Genomic DNA, 21995 nt, shown 5'->3' on the forward strand with positions numbered 1-21995 from the left:
AGCCGTGGCGGCGGTGATGCGCAAGCTGCTCACAGCCGTGTGGGCCTTGGTGCGCAACCCCGCACGCTACGACGGCAGCAAGCTGTTCGCGGTTGTGCAGGGTTGACTGCGAACAGAGTGTCTACAAGGTGGGTGGGGGTCGTGGTGGGCGGGGGTTGATCGGATGCGGCGGCGCACCCACCCTCGGGATTCCTTCCGCCACGGCGCCCCGCGATGACGTCCAACCCGCTGCTCGATTTCTCCGGCCTGCCGCGCTTCGACGCGATCCGTCCCGAACACGTCGCGCCCGCGGTGGGCGCGCTGCTGGAGCAGGCCGAAGCGGCGGTGCGCGCCGCCGAGACGGTCGAGCCGCCGACCTGGGACAGTTTCGTCGTGCCGCTGGACGAGGCCACCAGCCGCCTGTCGCGGGCCTGGGGCCAGGTGGCGCACCTGGAGGCGGTGGCGAGCACGCCGGAGCTGCGCGAGGCCTACAACGCCGCGCTGCCGAAGGTCACCCGGTTCTGGACCGCGCTGGGGCAGAACCGCGCCCTGTTCGCCCAGTACCGACGCCTGGCCGACGCGCCGGAGTTCGCCGGCTACAGCCAGGCCCGCCGCAGGGCGGTGGAGAACGCGCTGCGCGATTTCCGCCTGGGCGGCGCGGAGCTGGAGGGCGCCGAGCGCGAGCGCTATGCGCAGGTCCGCGAGGAGCTCTCGGCGCTGTCGGCGAAGTTCTCGCAGAACGTGCTCGACGCCACCGACCGCTGGGCGCTGTACGTCGAGGACGAGGCGCGCCTGTCCGGCCTGCCCGCGGACGTCGTCGCCGCCTGCCGCGCCGCCGCCCGGCGCGAAGGGCGCGAGGGCTGGAAGCTCGGGCTGCAGATGCCGGTGTACCTGGCCGTGCAGCAGCTCGCAGACGACCGCGAGCTGCGCGCCACGCTCTACCGCGCCTTCGTCGTGCGCGCCTCCGGGCTCGGCGACGATCCGGCGCTCGACAACGGCCCGCTGATCGACCGCATCCTCGCCCTGCGCGCCGAGCTGGCCGCGCTGCTGGGGTTCCCCAGCTACGCCGCGTACTCGCTGGCGACCAAGATGGCCCAGACCCCGGAGCAGGTGCTGGACTTCCTGCGCGACCTCGCCGCACGGGCGCGGCCGCATGCACGGCGCGACCGGGCCGAACTCGAGGCCTTCGCCCGCGGGCAACTCGGGCTGGACACGCTCGAGGCCTGGGACCTGGCCTACGCCAGCGAGAAGCTGCGCCAGGCGCGCTACAGCTTCTCGGCCCAGGAAGTGAAGCAGTACTTCACCGAGCCGGACGTGCTTGCCGGCCTGTTCGGCCTGGTCCACGACCTGTACGGGATCACGGTCGAACCCGACGCGGGCCCGGTCTGGCACGCGGACGTGCGCCTGTACCGCCTGGTGGACGCGGACGGCGGACTGGTCGGCCAGCTCTACCTCGATCCCTACGCGCGCGAAGGCAAGCGCGGTGGCGCGTGGATGGACGACTGCCGCAACCGGCGCGACCGCGATGGCCGGGTGCAGACCCCGGTGGTGCACCTGGTGTGCAACTTCGGCAAGGGCGTGGACGGCAAGCCGGCCACGCTCACCCACGACGAGGTCACCACCCTGTTCCACGAGATGGGGCATGGCCTGCACCAGCTGCTGACCGAAGTGGGCGAGCCCGGCGTGGCCGGCATCGACGGCGTGGAGTGGGACGCGGTCGAGCTGCCCAGCCAGTTCATGGAGAACTTCTGCTGGGAATGGGAGCGGGTGCGGGCGATGAGCCGGCACGTCGACACCGGCGAGCCGCTGCCGCGCGCGCTGTTCGATCGCATGCTCGCGGCGAAGAACTTCCAGAGCGGCATGTTCACGGTGCGCCAGCTGGAGTTCGGCCTGTTCGACATGGCCCTGCACCACGGCTACGACCCGGGACGCGAGACCGTGCAGCAGGTGCTCGACCGGGTGCGCGCGGAAGTGGCGGTCAACCTGCCGCCGGAGTGGAACCGGTTCCAGCACCAGTTCAGCCACATCTTCGCCGGCGGCTACGCGGCCGGGTACTACAGCTACAAGTGGGCCGAGGTGCTCAGCGCCGACGTTTATGCAGCATTCGAGGAAGCGCCGGGACAGGAGCGCGAGGTGGGCCGGCGCTTCCTGCGCGAGGTCCTGGCCCGCGGCGGCAGCCGTCCGGCCGCGGAGAACTTCCTCGCCTTCCGTGGCCGCGCTCCCAGCATCGACGCCCTGCTGCGCCATACCGGCATGGCGGAAGACCCGGGCCATGACGCCGTCTTGACATCCGGTTAAGCCGGAATCCCCCTAACTGGCGCCGGTTCCAGACCTCCCCCGAGGTGCCATTGCGACGCCGACACCTGATCGTGGCCGGCGCGTCGCTGCCATTGCTGTGCCCGCTGCCCGGCCTGGCGCCGTGGACGCGGGCGATGGCCGGCGATGCCGTGCCCTTCGACGCCTCCACCGTGCCCGCGCTGGCGCGGGAGCTTGCCGCGCGCCCCTTCCGGCCGCCGTCGCGCGAGCTCCCCGCGGCGCTGGACGCCATCGACTACGATGCCTTTCGCGACTACCGCTTCCGCTCCGACCACGCGCTCTGGCGCGACGGCGGCCGCTTCCAGGCGCAGCTGTTCCACCGCGGCTTCATCTTCAAGGAGCGCATCGACCTGCATGAGGTCGAGGGCGGGCGGGCGCGTCCGCTGCCTTACCGCCGCGACCGGTTCGATTTCGGGCCGCAGCCGCCCCCGCCGGACGATCCCGCGCTCGGCCACGCCGGTTTCCGGCTGCACGCGCCGGTCAACCGCGAGGACTACTTCGACGAACTGTGCGTGTTCCTCGGCGCGAGCTACTTCCGCGCCGTCGCGCGCGGCCTGGCCTATGGCCTGTCGGCCCGCGGCCTGGCGCTGGGCAGCGGCGACCCGGGCCCCGAGGAGTTCCCCGTGTTCCGCGCCTTCTGGCTCGAGCGCCCGGCGCCCGACGCCGACACCGCGGTGGTCCACGCCCTGCTCGACAGCGCCAGCGTCGCCGGCGCCTACCGCTTCGCGATCCGCCCGGCCGGCGGGCAGACGCGGATGGACGTGGATGCGCGCCTGTACCCGCGCGTGGCGCTGCGCAATGCCGGCATCGCGCCGCTCACCAGCATGTTCGAGTTCGACCACGGCGACCGCGCCGGCGTCGACGACTTCCGTCCCGCGGTGCACGACTCCGACGGGTTGGCGCTGCTGACCGGCAGCGGCGAGCAGGTCTGGCGCCCGCTGCGCAACCCGCCGGAGATCTCGCACAGCGGTTTCCAGGACAATGACCCGCGCGGCTTCGGCCTGATGCAGCGCAAGCGCGACTTCGCCGACTTCCAGGATGCCGAGGCGCGGTACGAGCGACGCCCCAGTGCCTGGGTGGAGCCGCTGGACCGCTGGGGGCCGGGCGCAGTGCATCTGGTCGAGCTGCCGACCGGCAACGAGTTCGCCGACAACATCGTCGCCTTCTGGCGTCCGCGCGCGCCGCTGGCCGCGGGGCGGGAGCATCGCTTCCGCTACCGCCTGCACTGGTGCGCCGACCATGCCTGGCGGCCCGAACTGGCGCGCGCGGTCGCCACGCGCAGCGGGCTGGGCGACGCCGAGAGCGAGCGCCCGCGCCAGTACGTGGTCGATTTCCAGGGGGGGCGCCTGGACGCGCTGGGCGCCGACGCCGCGCCGCGCGTCGAGGCCAGCGCCTCGGCCGGCGAACTGCGCAACCCGGTGGCCTACCGGCTCGAGGCCAACGGGCGCTGGCGCCTGTCCTTCGAACTGTGGCCGGGCGACGCCCGGGTGGTCGAGCTGCGCGCCCGGCTGCTCGACGCCGCCGGCGCGCCCCTGAGTGAAACCTGGCTGTCGAGGTGGCCGTCGTGAACAGGATCGTCGACATCACCATCGTCCGGCCGGTCGAGGAGGCCGACCATCCGCTGCTACCCTGGATGCCGCCCGAGGCGCCGCTGGAGATGCCCGTGCAGTCGCTGGACGCCGGCCGGCTGGCGCGCGGCCGCCCGTCCAGCTCGCCGGCGACGATCGGCCGCCGCCGCGCGCTGGTGTTCGGCACCACCGCGGGGCTGACCCTGGTCGCCGCCTACCAGCTGTGGTGGCTGCTGCGCGCGGGCGGGATCGCCCTGCTCGAGGCGATCGTGCTGGCGCTGTTCGTGCCGCTGTTCGCCTGGATCGCGTTCTCGTTCGCCACCGCGGTCGCCGGCTTCGTGCAGCTGCTGCGCAGGCGTCCTTCGTCGCTCGACATCCCGGTGGACGGCCCGCTGCCCGCGCTTTCCACCCGCACCGCGCTGCTGGTGCCGGTGTACAACGAGGATCCGCGGCGCACCTTCGCCGGCGTCCAGGCGGTGCTCGAGTCGGTGGTGGCCACCGGCCGCGGCGCGCACTTCGAGTGCTTCATCCTCAGCGACACCCGCGACCCGGACATCGCGGCGGCGGAGAAGGGCGCCTTCCTGGCCCTGCGCGCCCGGCTCGGCGACCGGATCGGCGTGTACTACCGGCGGCGCCAGGACAACCGCGAGCGCAAGGCCGGCAACATCGCCGACTGGGTGCGCCGCTACGGCGGCGCGTTCGCGCACATGCTCATCCTCGACGCCGACAGCCTGATGGAGGGGGCCACCCTGGTGCGCCTGGCCGCGGCGATGGAGCGCCACCCGGACCTGGCACTGGTCCAGACCCTGCCGCTGGTGGTCAACGGCAACACCGTGTTCGCGCGCATGCAGCAGTTCTCGGGCCGCGTCTACGGCCAGGTGATCGCGCACGGCGTGGCCTGGTGGCATGGCGCGGAGGGCAACTACTGGGGCCACAACGCGATCATCCGCACCCGCGCCTTCGCCGCCTGCGCCGGACTGCCGGTGCTGCAGGGGCGGGCCCCGTTTGGCGGCAGCGTGCTCAGCCACGACTTCGTCGAGGCCGCGCTGATGCGCCGTGGTGGCTGGGCGGTGCACATGGCGCCGGCGCTGGCGGGCAGCTACGAAGAGGGCCCGCCGTCGCTGACCGACATGCTGGTGCGCGACCGCCGCTGGTGCCAGGGCAACCTGCAGCACGCGCTGGTGGTGCCCGCGCGCGGGCTGCACTGGGTCAGCCGCAGCCACCTGCTGGTGGGCATCGGCCACTACCTCACCGCGCCGATGTGGGCGATGCTGATGCTCGTGGGCCTGGCGATCCCGCTGCAGGCCAGCGGGCCGTTCGCGCCCGCCGGCGCCGCCTACGCGCCGCTGGCCTACTGGCGCGAGGCCGATCCCAGCCGCTTCCTGTGGCTGTTCGCCCTGACCATGGTGCTGCTGTTCGCCCCCAAGTTGCTGGGCCTGCTGGCGACCCTGCTCGACCGCCGGCTGCGCCGCGCCTGCGGCGGCGGCTGGCGGCTGGCGGCCGGCGCGGTGCTCGAGACCGTGCTGGCGGCACTGATGGCGCCGGTGACGATGTACCTGCAGTCGCGCGGCGTGGCCGAGGTGCTGGCCGGCCGGGACTCGGGCTGGAACCCGCAGCGCCGCGACGACGGCAGCCTGCCGATGTCCGAGCTGCTCTCGCGCTATGGCGGCATGACCCTGTTCGGGCTCGGCGCGGCGATGGCCGCGTACCTGGTCTCGCCCGGGCTGGCGGCGTGGATGTCGCCGGTGATCGCCGGCCTGGTCCTCTCGATCCCGGTGGTGGCGCTGACCTCGTCCCCGGGCGCGGGGGCCTGGCTGCGGCGCAGGGGCATCTTCGCGACCCCCGAGGAGACCGCGCCGCCGGCGATCCTGCGGCGGGCGGCGGAGTTGCGGCGGGGGGAGTGAGGCGGGCGCGCGTTGCCGGCGTGTCCCGGAATCGATCCGCCGGCTCCACCGGCGCGATTGCTCCCCGGCCCTCCCGCAGGCGTGGGAGAGGCACTTGCGCCAAACCACCCCCAGACCCCAGGTCCCGCAACCTGCTCCCTCCCCCGCCTGCGGGGGAGGGCCGGGTGGGGGTCGCGCCAGCCGCGATGTCGTCACCCGCCCCAGGCCGCCAAAAAAAACGGGAAACCGCTGGTTTCCCGTTGAATCCGGCGTCCGCCGGAGGACTGGTGTTGTGGCCCGGGCAGACTAGCCCGTGACGGAATCTGATGCAATACCTTAAATTATCGACGCTAAATGATTGATTTTACTTGTCGTCGAGGATCAGGGCCTCGCGCTTGCGCTGGCGCCTAGCCTCGCGCGGCTCGGACCAGGCATTGTTGAACAGGGCCGGCTCCCAGGAGCCGTAGGTGGGATTGGCCAGCATCCACCAGCGCTCGCCGAACCAGTCGCGGTGCCCCTCCAGCAGCGCCGCGCGCGCCTGCGGCGTATTGGCCACAACCTCGACGAAGTCGCCCAGCTGGTCGCCGAACTGCATCAGCACCCGGTACTGGCGGCCGGCCAGCAGGCGCCGGCAGCGCTTCTCCGATCCCTGCTGCTCGCAGCCGGCGACATGGGTGCCCAGGCCGAGGAAGACCCCGTCGTCCGCGGCCGGGAACCCGGCTGCGCGCAGGTTCGTCAGGGTGGCCTCGCCCAGGTGCGCGGCGCGGTTGGACAGGTAGACCAGGGTCACGCCGCGAGCGTGGGCGGCGCGCGCGAACTCCAGCGCCCCGGGCACCGGCCTGGCTTGGCGCTCCTCGACCCACTGCGCCCAGCTGGCCTCGTCGTACTCGCCGCCGTTGGCCACCAGCCGCGCCTGGTAGGGCGAGTTGTCGAGCACGGTCTCGTCGATGTCCACGATCACCGCGGGCGGCAGGCCGGTCGCGGGGCCGGCCTCCGCGCGTTCTGCCGGCGCCAGCGCATCCCACTCGGGATCGGCGAGCGCCTGGTCGAGCCGGGCGGCGGCGGCGCGGTAGATCGACACCGCGTTGGCCCGGTACTCGGCCGAGCGCTGCACCCACAACACCGCGTTGAGGTTGTCGTCCGCGGCCACGGTCGCGGCCGGCGCGGAAGTCGCGGCGCGCGGCGGGGCGGAAGCGCATCCGGCGAGGGTCAGGGCGGCCAGCAGGACCGCGGAAACGAGTGGCTTGCGCATGGGGCGTGCCTCCTGGCGGGGACGGGTGGGCGAGTGTAGCGGGGTGCCGGTGGCCGGCCGCGGGCGGACGGCTCAGTCCTCGAGCAGCGCGCGGATCGAGGCGAAGCCGGCGCTGGCCCGCTCGGCGCGGCGGGCGGCGTCGGCTTCGGGATCGGCGCCGTCGCGCTGCAGCTCGGCCGCGGGCAACTCGTCGAAGAAGCGGCTCGGGACCAGTCGCACCTTCGTGCCCCAGCGCTGCGCCTCGCGGCTGTAGGACAGCCACAGCTGCTCCTTGGCGCGGGTGATGCCGACGTAGAGCAGGCGGCGCTCCTCGTCGAGCCTGCCCTCGTCGAGGCTGGACTCGTGCGGCAGGGTCGAATCGTCCATGCCGACGATGAACACGTAGCGGAACTCCAGGCCCTTGGCCGCGTGCAGGCTCATCAGCCGCACCTGGTTGCCGGGGTCGCCCTTGTCGGCGTGCGAGAGCAGGGCCAGCTGCGCGGCCAGTTCGCCCGGCCCGGAGATGGTGGCACCCTCGAACCAGTCGGCGAGTTCGTCGAGGTTGCCGCGGCGCAGCCTGAACAGCTCCTCGCTGCGGCACTGCTCGCGCAGCGCGGCGACCAGTCCCGACTTCTCGTTGAGCCTGCGCACCAGTTCGGTCGGCGGCAGCCGCGCGGCGTCGGCGCGCAGGCCACGGACGATGTCGGTGAAGGCGCCCAGCGCGTTGGCCACGCGCGGCTGCAGCTGCTTGAGCAGCGACATCGACTCGGCCGCGCGCGCCAGCGGCAGGCCGGCGTGTTGCGCCATCTCCGCCAGCTTCGCCAGCGAGGTCGCGCCGATGCCGCGCGAAGGCGACTGCACTGCGCGCAGGAACGCCGCGTCGTCCTCGGGATTGGCGATCAGGCGCAGCCAGGCCAGCGCGTCCTTGACCTCGCCGCGGTCGAGGAACGCGGTGCCGCCGGACAGGTGGTAGGGGATGCGCAGCAGCTGCAGCGCCTTCTCCAGCGGCCGCGACTGGTGGTTGCCGCGGAACAGGATGCAGAACTCGCCCCATTCGACCTTTCGCGAGGTGGCGAGGAAGTGGATCTCGCCGGCCACGCGCTCGGCCTCGTGCGCGGCGTCGCGGCATTCCCAGACCCGGATCCGCTCGCCGTCGGGCTGCGCGCTCCACAGGGTCTTGGGATGCTCGTGCGGGTTGTGCGCGATCAGCGCGTTGGCCGCGCGCAGCACGCGGTTGGGACAGCGGTAGTTCTGCTCCAGCTTGACCACGATGAGGTCCGGGTAGTCGCGGGCGAGCTGGGCGAGGTTCTCCGGGTTGGCGCCGCGCCAGGCGTAGATGCTCTGGTCGTCGTCGCCCACGCAGGTGAAGTTGGCCCTCGGCCCGGCGATCGCCTTGAGCAGGCGGTACTGGGCGTCGTTGGTGTCCTGGCACTCGTCCACCAGCAGGTAGCCGATGCGCTCGCGCCACGCGGCCACCGCCTCCTCGCTGCCTTCCAGCAGCTGCACGGGGAGCCGGATCAGGTCGTCGAAGTCGACCGCGTTGAACGCCGCCAACCGCTGCTGGTAGCGCGCGTACAGCGCCGCGGCCTCGTGCTCGCGCGCGCTGCGCGCGGCTTCGGCCGCCTGCTCGGGAGACAGCCCGGCGTTCTTGACGCTGGACACCAGCGACTGCATCGCCTGCACCGCGTCGGGCTTGGCCCCGGGCATCAGGTCGCGCAGCTGCGCGAGCACGTCGTCGCTGTCGAAGATCGAGAAGCCGCGGCGCAGGCCGACGCGGGCGTGCTCGACCTGCAGGATCCTCAGCCCCAGCGCGTGGAAGGTGCACACGGTCAGGCCGTCGGCCGCGTCGCCCTTGATCCGCTTGGCCACGCGCTCGCGCATCTCGCGCGCCGACTTGTTGGTGAAGGTGATCGCCGCGATCCGCCTGGCCGGGTAGCGGCCGCTGCGGATCAGGTGCGCGATCTTCTCCACGATCACCCGGGTCTTGCCGCTGCCCGCGCCGGCGAGCACGAGCATGGGGCCTTCGATGTGGGCGACGGCGGCGGACTGCTGGGGGTTGAGGCCGTGCATCGGGGAACTGCGTGGAGCGGCCGTGCATTCTACCCGCCGGGCGGGGTCCGCCGGCCGCGGCCCGGTCCGAGGTCCGCCCGGCCCGCGGGCCGGCCCGCGCGGACGGTAGAATCGCCCGATGGCCAAGCTGTACTTCTACTACTCGGCGATGAACGCGGGGAAGACCACGACCCTGCTGCAGTCGGCGCACAACTACAGCGAGCGCGGGATGCGGACCCTGATCCTGGTCCCGACACTCGACCACCGCGCCGGCAGCGGCACCGTGGCCTCGCGCATCGGCCTGTCGGCCAGCGCCACGGCGTTCGACCGCGGCGCAGACCTGCACGCGCTGGTCGGGGCGGACATCGCCCGCCACGGCCCGCTGCACTGCGTGCTGATCGACGAGGCCCAGTTCCTGGCCCGCGACCAGGTCTGGCAGCTGGGCGAGGTGGTCGACGCGCTCGGCGTGCCGGTGCTGTGCTACGGCCTGCGCACGGACTTCCGCGGCGAACTGTTCGAGGGCAGCCAGTACCTGCTGGCCTGGGCCGACGAGCTGGTCGAGATCAAGACCATCTGCCACAGCGGCAGCAAGGCCACGATGACCGTGCGCGTGGACGAACACGGGCGTGCGGTCAACGAGGGGCCGCAGGTCGAAATCGGCGGCAACGAGCGCTACGTCTCGGTCAGCCGCGCCCAGTTCAAGCGCATCACCCGCGGCGAGGACCGGGTCGAGCCCGTGCGACCGCCGGGCGGCTGATCGCGCGGCCCATGCAGTCGGCGTGCAGGCCCGCGATCTCGCGCGCCAGCGCGCCGCCTTCCGGCTGCGCCTGCGCCACCAGGGTTTCCAGCGACTGGAAGCTGGCCACGGCCAGGTCGCGTTCGCCAGGCGCGCGGCAGCGCACGTCCGCGGCGTAGGCGCGCGCCAGCCAGCCGGCCTTGCGCAGTTCGACGTTGTCCGGGTCGAGTTCGGCGAGCGCGTCGAGCCGGGTCAGCGCCCCGGGATCGCCGCCCAGGGCCTCGTGCCGGGCCAGCGAGATCTCCGCGCGACGGGTGTGCGAATGGCGCGCGCCATAGGCGCTGCGGGTGAGCGACTGCGCCTGGCGCAGCGTCTCCCGGGCGTCGACATGGCCGAGCGCCGCCTCGACCTCGCCGACCAGGCGCAGGGTGTCGCCCACCAGGCCATGGCGCGGGCCGAATGCCTCGCGCCGCAGCGCCAGCGATTCGCGCAGCAGGGGCAGCGCGTCGGCGTGGCGGCCGAGGCCGTGCAGCAGCATGGCCTGGTTGAACAGGCCGGCTGCCAGCGGCGGGCCGCCGCCCTCGCGCCAGATGTCCACCGCGGCCGACATCTCGCGCAACGCGGTGTCCACGTCGCCCCGCTCCCAGGCCACGATCGCCAGGCTGTTGCGGCTGCGGGCGACGTCGGAATGGCGTTCGCCCAGGCGGGCGGTCATCCAGTCCAGGGTGTCGCGGAACTCCGCCTCGGCCTCGGTGAAGCGGCCCAGGTCGACATGCAGTGCGGCCAGCTGCCGGCGCGCGTCGATGGTGGCGTGGTGGCTGGCCCCGCGCAGCTCCAGCGCCAGGGCCAGCGCCTGGCGGCAGTCGCGCTCGGCGGCCGGCAGGTCGCCGGCCTCGCGCTGCAGCGAGCACAGGTTGCGCAGCAGGTCGATCGCGAGCGGGTGCCGTGCGCCTTCGCTGCCGCGCAGCAGGGTCAGGGCCGAACGGGTGCCGTCGAGGGCGCGCGCGGTGTCGCCGGCGGCCGCGTGCAGCGCGGCCAGGTCGCTGAGGTTCTCGACCATGCCCGGGTTGTCGCCGAGCTGATCGCGGCGCAGGCCGAGCGAACGCACGTACAGCGCGCGCGCGTCCGACAGCCGTCGCGCCGCGGCGTGGCAGCGGCCGAGCTGGGTGTAGAACGCGGACACCGGCAGCGGCAGGCGGCGTTCGTGGTCGCGGGCCAGGCCGGCGAGCGGCTGCATCCGGGCCTCGCAACCGGAGATGTCGCCCTTGAGCCGCAGCACCCGGCCCAGATCGGTGGCCGAGCGCAGGCGCAGGCTGGCGGGCGCGTCGTCGAGCGATTCGATCAGCGCGGCCTGCCGCAGCAGCACCTCCAGTGCCTCGTTGTAGTCGCCCAGGCCGGTGCGCAGCCGCGCGACCACGCCCAGCAGCTCGGCGCGCGCCTCGGGCTGGCGCGCCAGTTCGCTCTCGATCCTGCGCTCGCCGTTCTCGATCAGCTGGCGCACGTCCACCGAGGCGTCCGAGGGCACGTCGCCGGCGGTCTCGAACAGCCCGACCACGAAGTCCTGCATCGCCTGCGCGCGGGCCGACTCCTGCAGCGCCTGGCGTGCCTGCCAGGCCACGATCGCCAGCGCGCTCACCAGCACCACCGCGATCGCCGCGGCGGTGGACAGCGCCCAGCGGTGCCGGCGCACGAACTTGCCGATCCGGTAGGGCAGGCTCTGCGGGCGCGCGTGCACCGGCTTGCCGTCGATCCAGCGCTGCAGGTCCAGCGCCAGCGCCTCGACCGAGGGGTATCGCTGCTCGGGCTTCTTCGACAGCGCCTTGAGCACGATGTTCTCGAGGTCGCCCGCCACCTCGCGCGCGCGGCGCCTGGCGCGGGTGTCGGGCGTGCCGTCTTCCGCGGCCGCGCGCTGCAGCACCAGCGAGGGCCGCTGCGGATCGTGGTTGAGGATCGCGTCCTCCCACTGGGCGTCGGTCGGGCGCTTGAGCTGGTATGGCTTGCGCCCGGCCAGCAGCTCGTACAGCACCACGCCCAGCGAATACACGTCGGTCATGGTGGTGACCGGCTCGCCGCGGATCTGCTCCGGCGCGGCGTAGTGCAGGGTGAAGGTGCGCAGGCCGGTGCGGGTCTGCTCGGGCGCGTGGTCGGGGGTATCGAGCAGCTTGGCGATGCCGAAGTCCAGCAGGCGCACGTCGTCCAGCGGCGTGACCAGGATGTTGGACGGCTTCAGGTCGCGGTGCACGATCAGGTTGGTATGGGCGTGGCTCACCGCCTCGCATACCTGCAGGAACAGCTGCACGCGGGTGGCCACGCCGGGGTCGCGCGCGCGGCACCAGTTGGTGATCGGCTCGCCCTCGACGTACTCGAGCGCGAGGTAGGGCTGGTTGTCGCTGCTGATGCCGGCATCGAGCAGGCGCGCGATGTGCGGGTGTTCGAGCCGCGCCAGGATCTGCCGCTCGCGGGTGAAGCGCAGCCGCAGGCCGGGGTCGGCCAGGCCCGGGCGCAGCAGCTTGAGCGCGACCCGGCGTTCGTACAGGCCGTCTGCGCGGCGCGCCAGCCAGACCTGGCCCATGCCGCCCTCGCCGAGCATGCGCTCGAGTTCGTACGGGCCGACGCTCGCGCCCGGCTGCACGCCGAGCGGAGGCGCGATCAGCGGTTCGGAGAGGAAGTCGTCGCCCTCGGCCTCGAGCGCCAGCAGCTCCTCGAGGTCGTCGGCCAGCTGCGGGTCGTCCTCGCGCAGCGAGGCCAGGCTGCTGGCGCGCGCGGCCTGGTCGAGTTCGAGCAGGGCGTCGAGCAGCGGCGACAGGCGCTGCCAGCGATCCGGATCCATCGCGCTATCCCCCCGCGCGCGGCGCGTCCGGGGTGCCGGTCCGCGGCGGGCGGGCGGCGGCGCGTGGCCCGTGGCCCGTGGACTGGCGTTCGCGTCGGGCGTTCTCCCCCGTCACGCCGTGCGTCCCGTCATGAATCCTGCAGCGACGCCAGCAGGAACATCCTGGCCTTCTGCCAGTCGCGGCGGATGCTGCGGTCGGACCGGCCCAGCAGGGTGGCGATCTCGGCCTCGGACAGGCCGCCGAAATAGCGCAGTTCCACCACCTGCGCGAGCCTGGCGTCGACCGCCGCCAGCCGGTTGAGCGCGACGTCCAGCGCCAGCATGTCCTCGTCCAGGCGCAGGCCGCCCTCGATGTCCTGGGGCAGGTCGGTCACCCGGTGCAGGTCGCCGCCGCGCTTCTGCGCCAGGCGCTGGCGGGCGTAGTCGATCACCACGCTGCGCATCGCCGAGGCGGCATAGGCGAAGAAGTGCGCGCGGTCGTCGAACTGGATTTCCTTGCGCCCGATCAGCTTCAGGTAGGCCTCGTGCACCAGCGCGGTGGCGTCGAGCGTCTGCCCCATCTGACCGGCGAGCTGGCGCCGGGCCATGGTGTGCAGTTCCTGGTACAGGCGGGCGAGGACCTGGTCGAGCGCGCCGCGGTCGCCGCCGCGGGCGGCGTCCAGCCAGAGGGTGATGTCAGCGGGGTCGGCCATGCATTCCTGTACCCGTGCGGTCAGCGTCCGGACTATACCGCGACGGCGCGTGCGCCGTGGACGGGTCAGCGCTGGCAGCGCGCGCACCAGACCGTGGCGCGCTGCCCGATCAGGCCCTGGCGTAGCGGCCGGCCGCAGCGCGGGCAGGGTTCGCCGCCGCGGCCGTAGGCCAGCAGTTCCTGCTCGAAATAGCCCGGCGCCCCGTCGGGGGCGAGGAAGTCGCGCAGCGTGGTGCCGCCCCGGGCGATGGCGTGGGCGAGGATGGCGCGGACCGCGTCGGCCAGTACGCGGTAGCGGTCGCGCGAAACCCGGCCGGCCTGGCGCAGCGGGGAGATGCCGGCCACGTGCAGGGCCTCGGCGGCGTAGATGTTGCCCACCCCGACCACGATCCGCTGGTCCATCAGGAAAGCCTTCACCGGCGCCCGCCGGCCACGGCTGCGGGCGAACAGGTAGTCGCCGTCGAACGCGTCCGACAGCGGCTCGGGGCCGAGGCCCTGCAGCAGCGGGTGGACCTCGCCCGGCGGTTGCCACAGCAGGCAGCCGAAGCGGCGCGGGTCGTTGAAGCGCAGCACCCGCCGCGAGTCGAGCGCGAGGTCGACGTGGTCGTGCGCGCGCGCAGGGGTCGAGGCCGGCAGCACGCGCAGGCTGCCGGACATGCCCAGGTGCAGCAGCGCACTGCCGGCGGCGGTGTCGAGCAGCAGATACTTGGCGCGCCGGCGCACGGCCTGGATCCGCTGGCCGGGAAGCAAGGCGGGGACCTCGGGCGGGATCGGCCAGCGCAGGTCCGGCCGCCGCAGCACCACCGCGCGCACGCGGCGGCCTTCCAGGTGCGGCGCCAGCCCGGCGCGGGTGGTCTCGACCTCGGGCAGTTCAGGCATCGACCGCCTCTTCGGGCACGAAGCGCGGCGACGCGCCGTCCTCGAAGCGCAACGGGGCGCCGTAGGCGCGGCTGAGCAGTTCCGGCACCAGCACCTCGTGGCGCGGCCCGTCGGCCAGGACCCGGCCGCCCTGCAGCAGCACCACGTGGCCGATCTCGGGGATCAGCTCCTCGGCGTGGTGGGTGACCAGCACCAGGGTCACGCCTTCGCGCGCCAGCCGGCGCAGGATCCGCAGCAGGCGGGCGCGCGCCACCACGTCCAGCCCGGCGGCCGGCTCGTCGAGCAGCAGCGCCATCGGCGCGTTCGCCAGCGCACGTGCCAGCAGCACCCGCCGGGCCTCGCCGGTCGACAGGGTTGCGTACTCGCGGTCGGCCAGGTGGTCGGCATCGACCCGTTCCAGGGCGGCGCGGGCCTGTTCCAGCCAGGCCGCGGGCGGCGGGTCGCCGTCCGGCGGCGCCAGGCGGGCCTCGAACGCGCCCAGGACCACGTCGAGCACTCCCAGTCCGGGCAGCCCGAGCAGGTCGTCGTGCATGGCACCGGTCACGATCCCCAGGCGCGAGCGCAGGGTCGCCACGTTCCAGCGCCACTGGCCGAGGATCTTCACCGCCGGGCGCCCGTCGAGATGCGCCATGGGATACAGCTGGCGGGTGATCAGCTGGATGAAGGTGGACTTGCCGCAGCCGTTGGGCCCGAGGATGGCGGTGTGCCGGCCCTGGGGCAGGCACAGGCTCACCCGGTCCAGGGCGGGGCGGCCGCCACGCAGGACGCGGGCCTGGTCGAGTTCGATCAGCGCGGGCGCGCCGGGGTCTTCGCTCATTTCTGTGACATGGGAATGAATCGCGGCCCCCGGCGAGGGCGCGGGGGCTGGCCTTGGCGCGGCCGGGGCCCCATGATGCCCGGGTTCCTTCCCCTTCGACACCGTCATGCCCGCGTCGTTCATCGAGTTCCTCGCCGGAGGCCTGCTGCAGTGGGGCTTCTGGCCGCTTGCGCTGTACTTCCTCGTCGCCACCCAGCTGACCATCTTCTCGGTCACGCTCTACCTGCATCGCAGCCAGGCGCACCGCGGGGTCGACTTCCACCCCGTGGTCAGCCACTTCTTCCGCTTCTGGACCTGGCTGACCACCTCGATGATCACCCGCGAGTGGGTGGCCATCCACCGCAAGCACCACGCCAAGTGCGAGACCGAGGAAGACCCGCACAGCCCGATGCACAAGGGCATCGGCAAGGTGTTCTGGCAGGGCGTGGAGCTGTACCGCGAGGCGCGCCGCATGCGCGGCGACATCGAGCAGTACGGCAAGGGCACGCCCGACGACTGGATCGAGCGCCACCTCTACACCCCGTACGCGACCCTCGGCCCGACCCTGCTGCTGTTCGTCTCGTTCGCCCTGTTCGGCTTCGCCGGGGTGGCGATCTGGGCGATCCAGATGGCCTGGATCCCGTTCTGGGCCGCCGGCGTGGTCAACGGCCTGGGCCACTGGTGGGGCTACCGCAACTTCGAGACCACCGACACCGCGACCAACCTCACCCCGTGGGGCGTGTGGATCGGCGGCGAGGAGCTGCACAACAACCACCACGCCTTCCCGAGCTCGGCCAAGTTCGCCCTGCGCCGCTGGGAATTCGACATCGGCTGGGTGGTGATCCGGGCGCTGGAGAAGGTGAAGCTGGCCAGGGTGCTGCGCGTGGCCCCGGCGCTGGACGTGCGCCCGAACATCCAGGTGCCGGACACCGACACCCTGCGCGCGCTGCTGGCGCACCGCTTCCAGGCCATGACCGACTACCAGCGCAACGTGCTGATGCCGGCCCTGCGCGAGGAGGCCCAGGCGGCCGGCGCGAAGCTGCGCTCGCTGCTGCCCCGGCGCATGCGCAAGGGGCTGGTGGACGACGGCCGCTGGCTGAGCCCGGAGGCGCGCGAGCAGATGCAGCAGTGGATCGCGCAGCGGCCGCGGATCAGCACCCTGGTCGAGTACCGCCGCCGGCTGGCCGCGGTGCTCGAGGCGCGCACCAGCAACGCCGGCGAAGCGCTGCAGAACCTGCAGGCCTGGTGCCGCGAGGCCGAGGCCAGCGGCATCCGCGCGCTGCAGGAGTACTCGGCGCGGCTCAAGGGTTACACCCTGCAGACCGCGCGCGCCTGACCCGTGGCGCCGGCGCCGCGACCGTCCCGGCAAGGTGCGCGTCGCGGCCCGCGGCGGCCCGAAACGCCGGCCGGATGGTGCCGGGCGGGCGCCGCGCTGGTGCTGGCGGTGCTCGTCCCGCCCGCGGCCGCGCAGGTCGCGGCGACCGCCGACTATCTGGCGAAGATGGACACCGACGGCGACGGCCGCGTGTCGCTCGCCGAGTACCAGGCCTGGATGAGCTACGCCTTCGACGGCATGGACCGCGACGGCGACGGCGTGCTGGCGCCGTGGGAGCAGCCTGGCGGGCGGGGCCGCACGATCACCCGCGCCGAACACCTTGCCAGGCTGGCCGACCGTTTCCACCGCCAGGACGCCGACGGCGACGGCTTCCTCGACGCGCGCGAACTCGCGGCGCCCCCGCGCTAGCGCGGCCCGGCGCGCCGCCGGGTCCGCTCAGTCCCGATCCAGGCCCAGCCGCTCGCGCACCTCGCGCGCCACGCGCGCGGTCTCGCGCAGGGGCTCGGCGGGCCCCCGGCCCTCGCCCGGGGCGTGGATGCGCCCGCGCGCGCGCAGCGCGTCGAGGAACCGGCGCAGGCGGCCATCGCAACGGCGCAGGTCGAACACCTCCACCGGCACGCGCGTGGCGCAGGCCTCCGACACCATGTTCACCGAATCGGGCGAGCAGACGATGCGGTCAGCCCAGGCCAGCAGGCCGGGGTAGGGGTTGGGGCCGTCCGCGGGTCCGCGCCAGACCAGGCCCGGTGTGTCCGACAGCGCCGCGCGTACCGCTTCCGCCAGGGCCACCGGCGTGCGCCTGGACACCGTCGCCAGCACGCTGCCCGAGCCACCGGCGGCCTCGCGCGCCAGGGCCGCGCACAGCGCCCGCACGCCGGCCGCGTCGTAGCGGGCGTGGGCGTTGGGGCCCCCCAGCAGGAGCACGGTCCGGGGCCCCGGCCAGCGGCCCAGCGCCGGGAACTCGCGGCGGGCCCGCGCCAGCCAGGCGTCGTCGACGGGGTTCAGGCTGCCCAGCAGGGTGATGATGTTGCCGCCGCGCCGGCCGTCGTGCTCCGGGACCACCAGCAGGTCCCAGTGGCGCCCATCCATGCGCGGATCCAGGACCTGCACCGTGCGCGTGCCGCGGGTGCCGAGCAGCCGGGTGGCCAGCGCCGCCTGCCGGCCGCAGCCGATCGCCAGCCGTGGCGGCCGCGCCAGCAGGCGGGCGAAGCCGTCGCCGAAGCCGGCGACCGCGCCCGGCAGGGCGCGCGGCGCCAGCCAGCGCCAGGGCGCGCGGGGCTCGAGCACGAGGGCATGGAAGCCCGGCGCGAGCGCCCCGGCCAGCGCATCGGCTTGCCGCGCGTTGCCGGCCCGGCCGTCGCTGAGGGACCACGGGTGGGTCGAATCGACCGATTCGACGGCTGATTGTTCCATCAGGAAATGTAATCCGTTGCGGAGATCGAGGCTGAACGCCGCCGGTGGAACTCTACACTGGTCGCCTCCTTTCCCTTTCCCGACCGACGGAGCCATGACCGACACGCTTGCCGACGCCGCACTCGACCAGCTGTTCCGCAGCGCCCGGACCCACAACGCCTTTTCCGGCGAGATCGACGACGCCACCCTGCGCCGCCTCTACGACCTGGTGAAGCTGGGCCCGACCGAGGCCAATTCCTGCCCGGCCCGGTTCGTGTTCGTGCGTTCCCCGGAAGCCAAGGCCAAGCTGGCCCCGGCGCTGTCGGAGGGCAACCGCGACAAGACCCTGGCCGCGCCGGTGACGGTGATCGTCGGCCATGACCTGCGCTTCTACGACAAGCTGCCGGTGCTGTTCCCGCACACCGACGCCAAGTCCTGGTTCGAGGGCTCGCCGGCCGAGCGGCTGGAGCGCGTGGCGCTGCGCGGATCGAGCATGCAGACCGCCTACCTGATCCTGGCCGCGCGCGCCCTGGGCCTGGACACCGGCCCGATGACCGGGTTCGACAACGCCAAGGTCGACGAGGCGTTCTTCCAGGGCACCCCGGTGCGCTCCAACATCCTGGTCAACCTCGGCCGCGGGGACCCGGCCGCGATCTTCCCGCGCTCGCCGCGCCTGCCTTTCGACGAGGCGGCACGGATCGAGTAGTGCCCCACGCGCGGGCACGCCGCCCGCGCTGCAGTACGCTGGTCCCGCCGGGGACGCCCAGGGCGTCCCGTCCTCCAACCGTCCAGAGGCAATCCCATGCACATCCGTACCCGTCTCCTGCTTCCCGTCGTCCTGACCGCGGCCCTGGCCGCCTGCCAGCCCTCGCAGCCGCAAGCCGCGGCGGCCGCCGCGCCGGCGGCCGAACCCGCCGCCGCCGAAGCCGTCCCCGAAGCGGTCGAGGGCGTGTCGGGCACCTACGTGATCGATCCCGCGCACACCACCGTGATCGCGCAGTGGAACCACTTCGGCTTTTCCAACCCGGTGGCCAACTTCGGCGACGTCGAGGGCCGGATCGTCTACGACGCCGACGACGTGACGGCCTCCTCGGTCGAGGTGACCCTGCCGCTGTCGGGCCTGAACTCGTTCGTCGCCGACTTCGACACCCACCTGCGCAGTGCCGACTTCTTCGACGCCGAGCGCTTCCCGGTCGCGACCTTCCGCAGCACCTCGGTCCAGCAGGCCGGGCCAGGCAAGCTCACGGTCACCGGCGACCTGACCATCAAGGACAACACCCATCCGGTGGTTCTGGACGTGACCATGAACCGGTTCGCCGAGCATCCGATGCTCAAGCGTCCGGCCGCCGGCTTCGACGCCACCACCACCATCCGCCGCAGCGACTTCGGCGTGGGTGCGTTCGCGCCGAACGTGAGCGACGAGGTGCACATCCGCATCACCACCGAGGCGGTGGTGGCCGCCGACGAGGCGCCCGCCGCCGGCTGATGCCCGGCCGCCGCCCGGTCCACCGCCGGACGGCGGCCGCCGCTCGGGGGCGCGCACGGTGTGTGCGCCTTCCGGGCTAGAATGTCGTCGCTTTCCATACCCCGTGCCGACATGACCGCCACCCAGACCCAGCCCCTGCCAGCCAACGCCGAGCGCGAGTACCAGGTGCGCCGCGCGGACCTGCCGCTGAGCTGCCCGCTGCCGTCGATGGCGCTGTGGAACTCGCATCCGCGGGTGTACCTGCCGATCGAGTCCGAGGGCGGCCAGGCCGACTGCCCGTACTGCGGGGCGCACTTCGTCCTGGTCGACTGAGCCGGCCGCGGCAGCGCCCGTGCCGCCTCCGCTGACCGTCGTCCAGCTGCTGCCGGCCTTGGAGTCCGGCGGGGTCGAACGCTCCACCCTCGAGATCGCCGAAGCCCTGGTGCAGGCCGGCCACCGCGCGATCGTGGTGTCGGCCGGTGGCCGGCTCGTGCCGCGACTGCGCCACGTTGGCGCCGAACACGTCGAACTCGACATCGGCCGCAAGTCACCGCTGGTCCTGCGCCACGTGCCGGCGCTGCGGCGCCTCCTCCGGCGCGAGCGCGCCGACATCGTGCACGCGCGCTCGCGGCTGCCGGCGTGGGTCGGGTGGCGGGCGCTGCGCGGCATGCCCGCAGGCGCGCGCCCGCGCTTCGTCACCACCGTCCACGGGCTCAACTCGCCCTCGCGCTACAGCGCGATCATGGTCCGCGGCGAGCGCGTGATCTGCGTGTCGCGCACCGTGCGCGACTACGTGCTCCACCACTATCCAGACACCGACGCCGGACGCATCCGGGTGGTCCCGCGCGGCGTGGACCCGGCCCGGTTCCCGCGCGCGCCGCATCCCGACCCGCAAGCGCGCGCGCGGCTGGCCGCGCTGCATCCGGCGCTCGGCGGCACCGGTCCGCTGCTGCTGCTGCCCGGGCGCGGCACCCGGCTCAAGGGCCATGCCGATGCGATCGCCCTGCTGGCGGCGCTGCGGGCCGACGGGCCCGACGCGCGGCTGTGGATGCCGGGCGTACTGCAGGCCGGGCGCGAGGGCTACGCCGACGAGCTGCGCGCCCTGGCGCGCGCGGCCGGGGTCGAGGCGGTGCTGGAACTGGGCCCGGCGACCGACGCCATCGCCGCTGCCTACGCCGGCTGCGACCTGGTGCTGCAGCTCTCGCGCAAACCCGAGGCGTTCGGCCGTACCGTGATCGAGGCGCTGTCGGTGGGGCGCGCCGTGGCCGGATGGGACCACGGCGGCGTCGGCGAACTTCTGCGTGAACTGCAGCCTGCGGGCGCGGTGCCGCCGTTCGACATGGCGCAGCTGGTGCAGGCCGCGCGGGCATTGCTCGCGCAGCCCCCGGCGCTTCCCGATACCATGGACTACACCCTGCGGTCGATGCAGGACGCCACCCTCCATGTCTATGACGAACTCCGCGACGACCGCGACCACACCGCCCGCTGAGGCCCGCACCGGCTGGCGCTGGGCACCGCACTGGGTGCTGGCGTTCGTGGCGCTGTGGCCGGCGCCCGGCTATGCCGAAGCGGTGATGGTGCTGGGCGCGCTGGCGGCGATCACGCACCTGGTCGTCGGCCGCTTCCGCGGCGGCATGCGGTTGCTCAGCATGCAGGCCTGGGCCCTGACCACCGTGCTGTTCTGCGCCTACTGGCTGCCGCAGCTGGTGTCGGCGGTGGACGCGGTCGACCAGGGCCGTGCGCTGCGCGAATCGCTGGTCGACCTGCGCTACCTGCCGTTCCTGTGGCTGGCCGCCTCGGCGGTGGCCAACCCGGCCGGGCGCCGCATCACCTTCGCCGGCCTGGCGGTCATCGTGGCGATCTGGACGGTCGACGCGCTGGTGCAGGTGGTCTCGGGCACCAGTCCGCTGTTCTGGGGCATCGATGCGATCAAGCAGGCGATCAGCGGCCGGCCGATGTGCAGCGCCGAGCAGCACGCCATGGCCGACCGCCTGGGCGGCGTGCTGGGGCCGTGCAACCTGAAGCTGGGCGTGGTCCTGGCCAGCCTGTCTCCATTCCTGCTCTACCTCGCCGGCCGCCGGCTGGGTGCCGGCGGCTGGATCGTGGCGGCCCTGCCGGTCGGGGTGGTGGTGCTGTTCGCGGGATCGCGCGCGTCGTGGATCACCTTCGCCCTCGTGCTGCTGTTCAGCGGCTGGAGCCTGCTGGGCTGGAAGAAGCTGCTGGGAGTGTTCGCCGCCGGCGCGGTGTCGCTGCTGGTGCTCTCGTATGCCTCGCCGCAGGTGCAGCAGCGGGTGGCGCGCACCGCCCAGGCCTGGACCGCGGAAGGCGACGGCGGTGTGGACGCCGCCCTGTCGGGGCGCAAGCGGATCTGGGGCGCGGCGCTGTGCATGGCGCGCGAGCACCCGGTCAACGGGGTGGGCGCGCGCGGCTTCCGCGCCGCGTTCCCGGCCTGCGATCCCGAACCCGGCGAACCCGCGGCCTGGGGCGAGGGGCCGGCCTTCCACGCCCACCAGATCGTGCTCGAGATCCTCAGCGAGACCGGCGGCATCGGCCTGCTGCTGTGGCTGGCCGGCGCGGCCTTGGCCTGGCGCGCCTGGCGCTACGCCGACGCCCAGGCGCGCGCCCGCGCCCGCCCGGCGATGCTGGCGCTGGCGGTCACGGTGTTTCCGTTCAATACCCACCTGGCGTTCTATTCGACCTTCTGGGGCGGGGTGACGCTGCTGCTTGCCGCGCTTTACGCGGGCAGCCTGCTGGCGGGGCGGCAGCCGGCGGCTGCGCCGGCGCGGTAGAAGAGACGCGCGGCCAGGGTCGCCTCGGCGCCGCGGTGAAGGCGGTCGCGGCTGAAGC

General features: G+C 73.5%; 18 protein-coding genes. 11 read left to right on the forward strand and 7 right to left on the reverse strand.

Translation table 11 applies throughout. The annotated features are described in order from the left end of the window. The first annotated feature begins 213 nt into the window (after positions 1 to 213). The 3 genes from FQY79_RS14455 to mdoH all read left to right on the forward strand — a co-directional run bounded on the left by FQY79_RS14455 (position 214) and on the right by mdoH (position 5767). The gene (locus FQY79_RS14455; RefSeq protein ID WP_146313595.1) at positions 214 to 2277 is read left to right on the forward strand and encodes a M3 family metallopeptidase; all 2064 of its coding nucleotides are present in this window, start codon (positions 214 to 216) and stop codon (positions 2275 to 2277) included. A gap of 50 nt (positions 2278 to 2327) precedes the next feature. Then, entirely contained in the window at positions 2328 to 3863 is a 1536-nt protein-coding gene (locus FQY79_RS14460) for an OpgD/OpgG family glucan biosynthesis protein (protein ID WP_146313596.1), read from the forward strand. A gap of 65 nt (positions 3864 to 3928) precedes the next feature. Then, positions 3929 to 5767, forward strand: coding sequence for a glucans biosynthesis glucosyltransferase MdoH (mdoH, locus tag FQY79_RS14465; RefSeq protein ID WP_084524676.1), 1839 nt, complete (start codon positions 3929 to 3931; stop codon positions 5765 to 5767). A gap of 343 nt (positions 5768 to 6110) precedes the next feature. Here mdoH and FQY79_RS14470 read toward each other — a convergent pair whose 3' ends face one another. Both FQY79_RS14470 and FQY79_RS14475 read right to left on the reverse strand, forming a co-directional pair. Then, positions 6111 to 6998 (reverse strand): 5'-nucleotidase, lipoprotein e(P4) family, encoded by an 888-nt coding sequence (locus FQY79_RS14470; protein ID WP_146313597.1) that lies wholly within the window; start codon positions 6996 to 6998, stop codon positions 6111 to 6113. A 72-nt stretch (positions 6999 to 7070) separates the two neighbouring features. After that, positions 7071 to 9047, reverse strand: coding sequence for a UvrD-helicase domain-containing protein (locus FQY79_RS14475; protein ID WP_146313598.1), 1977 nt, complete (start codon positions 9045 to 9047; stop codon positions 7071 to 7073). A gap of 118 nt (positions 9048 to 9165) precedes the next feature. Between FQY79_RS14475 and FQY79_RS14480 the strand changes: the two genes are divergently transcribed. Next, the gene (locus tag FQY79_RS14480; protein ID WP_146313599.1) at positions 9166 to 9783 is read left to right on the forward strand and encodes a thymidine kinase; all 618 of its coding nucleotides are present in this window, start codon (positions 9166 to 9168) and stop codon (positions 9781 to 9783) included. Here FQY79_RS14480 and FQY79_RS14485 read toward each other — a convergent pair. The 4 genes from FQY79_RS14485 to FQY79_RS14500 form a co-directional block, all read right to left on the reverse strand. Then, a complete protein-coding gene (locus FQY79_RS14485; RefSeq protein ID WP_146313600.1) occupies positions 9734 to 12592 on the reverse strand; it encodes a serine/threonine-protein kinase in 2859 nt (952 codons plus the stop codon). The two genes, FQY79_RS14480 and FQY79_RS14485, sit on opposite strands and share 50 nt — an antisense overlap. A 128-nt stretch (positions 12593 to 12720) precedes the next feature. After that, positions 12721 to 13284: an ECF-type sigma factor gene (locus FQY79_RS14490; protein WP_146313601.1), complete on the reverse strand. Its 564-nt coding sequence runs from the start codon at positions 13282 to 13284 to the stop codon at positions 12721 to 12723. Between the two features lie 65 nt (positions 13285 to 13349). After that, on the reverse strand, positions 13350 to 14162 hold the full coding sequence (gene mutM, locus FQY79_RS14495) for a bifunctional DNA-formamidopyrimidine glycosylase/DNA-(apurinic or apyrimidinic site) lyase (RefSeq protein WP_146313602.1): 813 nt from the start codon (positions 14160 to 14162) through the stop codon (positions 13350 to 13352). After that, the gene (locus tag FQY79_RS14500) at positions 14155 to 14979 is read right to left on the reverse strand and encodes an ABC transporter ATP-binding protein (RefSeq protein WP_146313603.1); all 825 of its coding nucleotides are present in this window, start codon (positions 14977 to 14979) and stop codon (positions 14155 to 14157) included. Before FQY79_RS14500 ends, mutM begins: the two co-directional genes overlap by 8 nt. Before the next feature lie 106 nt (positions 14980 to 15085). Between FQY79_RS14500 and FQY79_RS14505 the strand changes: the two genes are divergently transcribed. Then, entirely contained in the window at positions 15086 to 16294 is a 1209-nt protein-coding gene (locus tag FQY79_RS14505) for a DesA family fatty acid desaturase (protein ID WP_146313604.1), read from the forward strand. A gap of 96 nt (positions 16295 to 16390) precedes the next feature. Further along, positions 16391 to 16702, forward strand: a complete 312-nt coding sequence (locus FQY79_RS14510; protein WP_246123147.1) for an EF-hand domain-containing protein — start codon at positions 16391 to 16393, stop codon at positions 16700 to 16702. Between the two features lie 27 nt (positions 16703 to 16729). On the opposite strand, the gene FQY79_RS14515 is transcribed toward FQY79_RS14510, so the two are convergent. Then, positions 16730 to 17704 (reverse strand): mitochondrial fission ELM1 family protein, encoded by a 975-nt coding sequence (locus FQY79_RS14515; protein ID WP_146313605.1) that lies wholly within the window; start codon positions 17702 to 17704, stop codon positions 16730 to 16732. 94 nt (positions 17705 to 17798) lie between these two features. On the opposite strand from FQY79_RS14515, the gene FQY79_RS14520 reads away from it, so the two are divergent. From FQY79_RS14520 to FQY79_RS14540, 5 genes are all read left to right on the forward strand, one after another. Beyond that, positions 17799 to 18389, forward strand: coding sequence for a malonic semialdehyde reductase (locus FQY79_RS14520; RefSeq protein WP_146313606.1), 591 nt, complete (start codon positions 17799 to 17801; stop codon positions 18387 to 18389). Between the two features lie 96 nt (positions 18390 to 18485). Continuing rightward, positions 18486 to 19169, forward strand: coding sequence for a YceI family protein (locus FQY79_RS14525; protein ID WP_146313607.1), 684 nt, complete (start codon positions 18486 to 18488; stop codon positions 19167 to 19169). Positions 19170 to 19280: 111 nt separating this feature from the next. Continuing rightward, positions 19281 to 19481: a zinc-finger domain-containing protein gene (locus tag FQY79_RS14530; protein WP_146313608.1), complete on the forward strand. Its 201-nt coding sequence runs from the start codon at positions 19281 to 19283 to the stop codon at positions 19479 to 19481. 19 nt (positions 19482 to 19500) lie between these two features. Continuing rightward, positions 19501 to 20637, forward strand: coding sequence for a glycosyltransferase (locus FQY79_RS14535; RefSeq protein ID WP_146313609.1), 1137 nt, complete (start codon positions 19501 to 19503; stop codon positions 20635 to 20637). Continuing rightward, positions 20597 to 21937, forward strand: coding sequence for an O-antigen ligase family protein (locus FQY79_RS14540; RefSeq protein ID WP_146313637.1), 1341 nt, complete (start codon positions 20597 to 20599; stop codon positions 21935 to 21937). The genes FQY79_RS14535 and FQY79_RS14540 overlap by 41 nt, the downstream gene beginning before the upstream one ends. The last annotated feature ends 58 nt before the right edge of the window (positions 21938 to 21995 follow it).

Source organism: Luteimonas wenzhouensis (assembly GCF_007859305.1).
GTDB lineage: Bacteria > Pseudomonadota > Gammaproteobacteria > Xanthomonadales > Xanthomonadaceae > Luteimonas > Luteimonas wenzhouensis.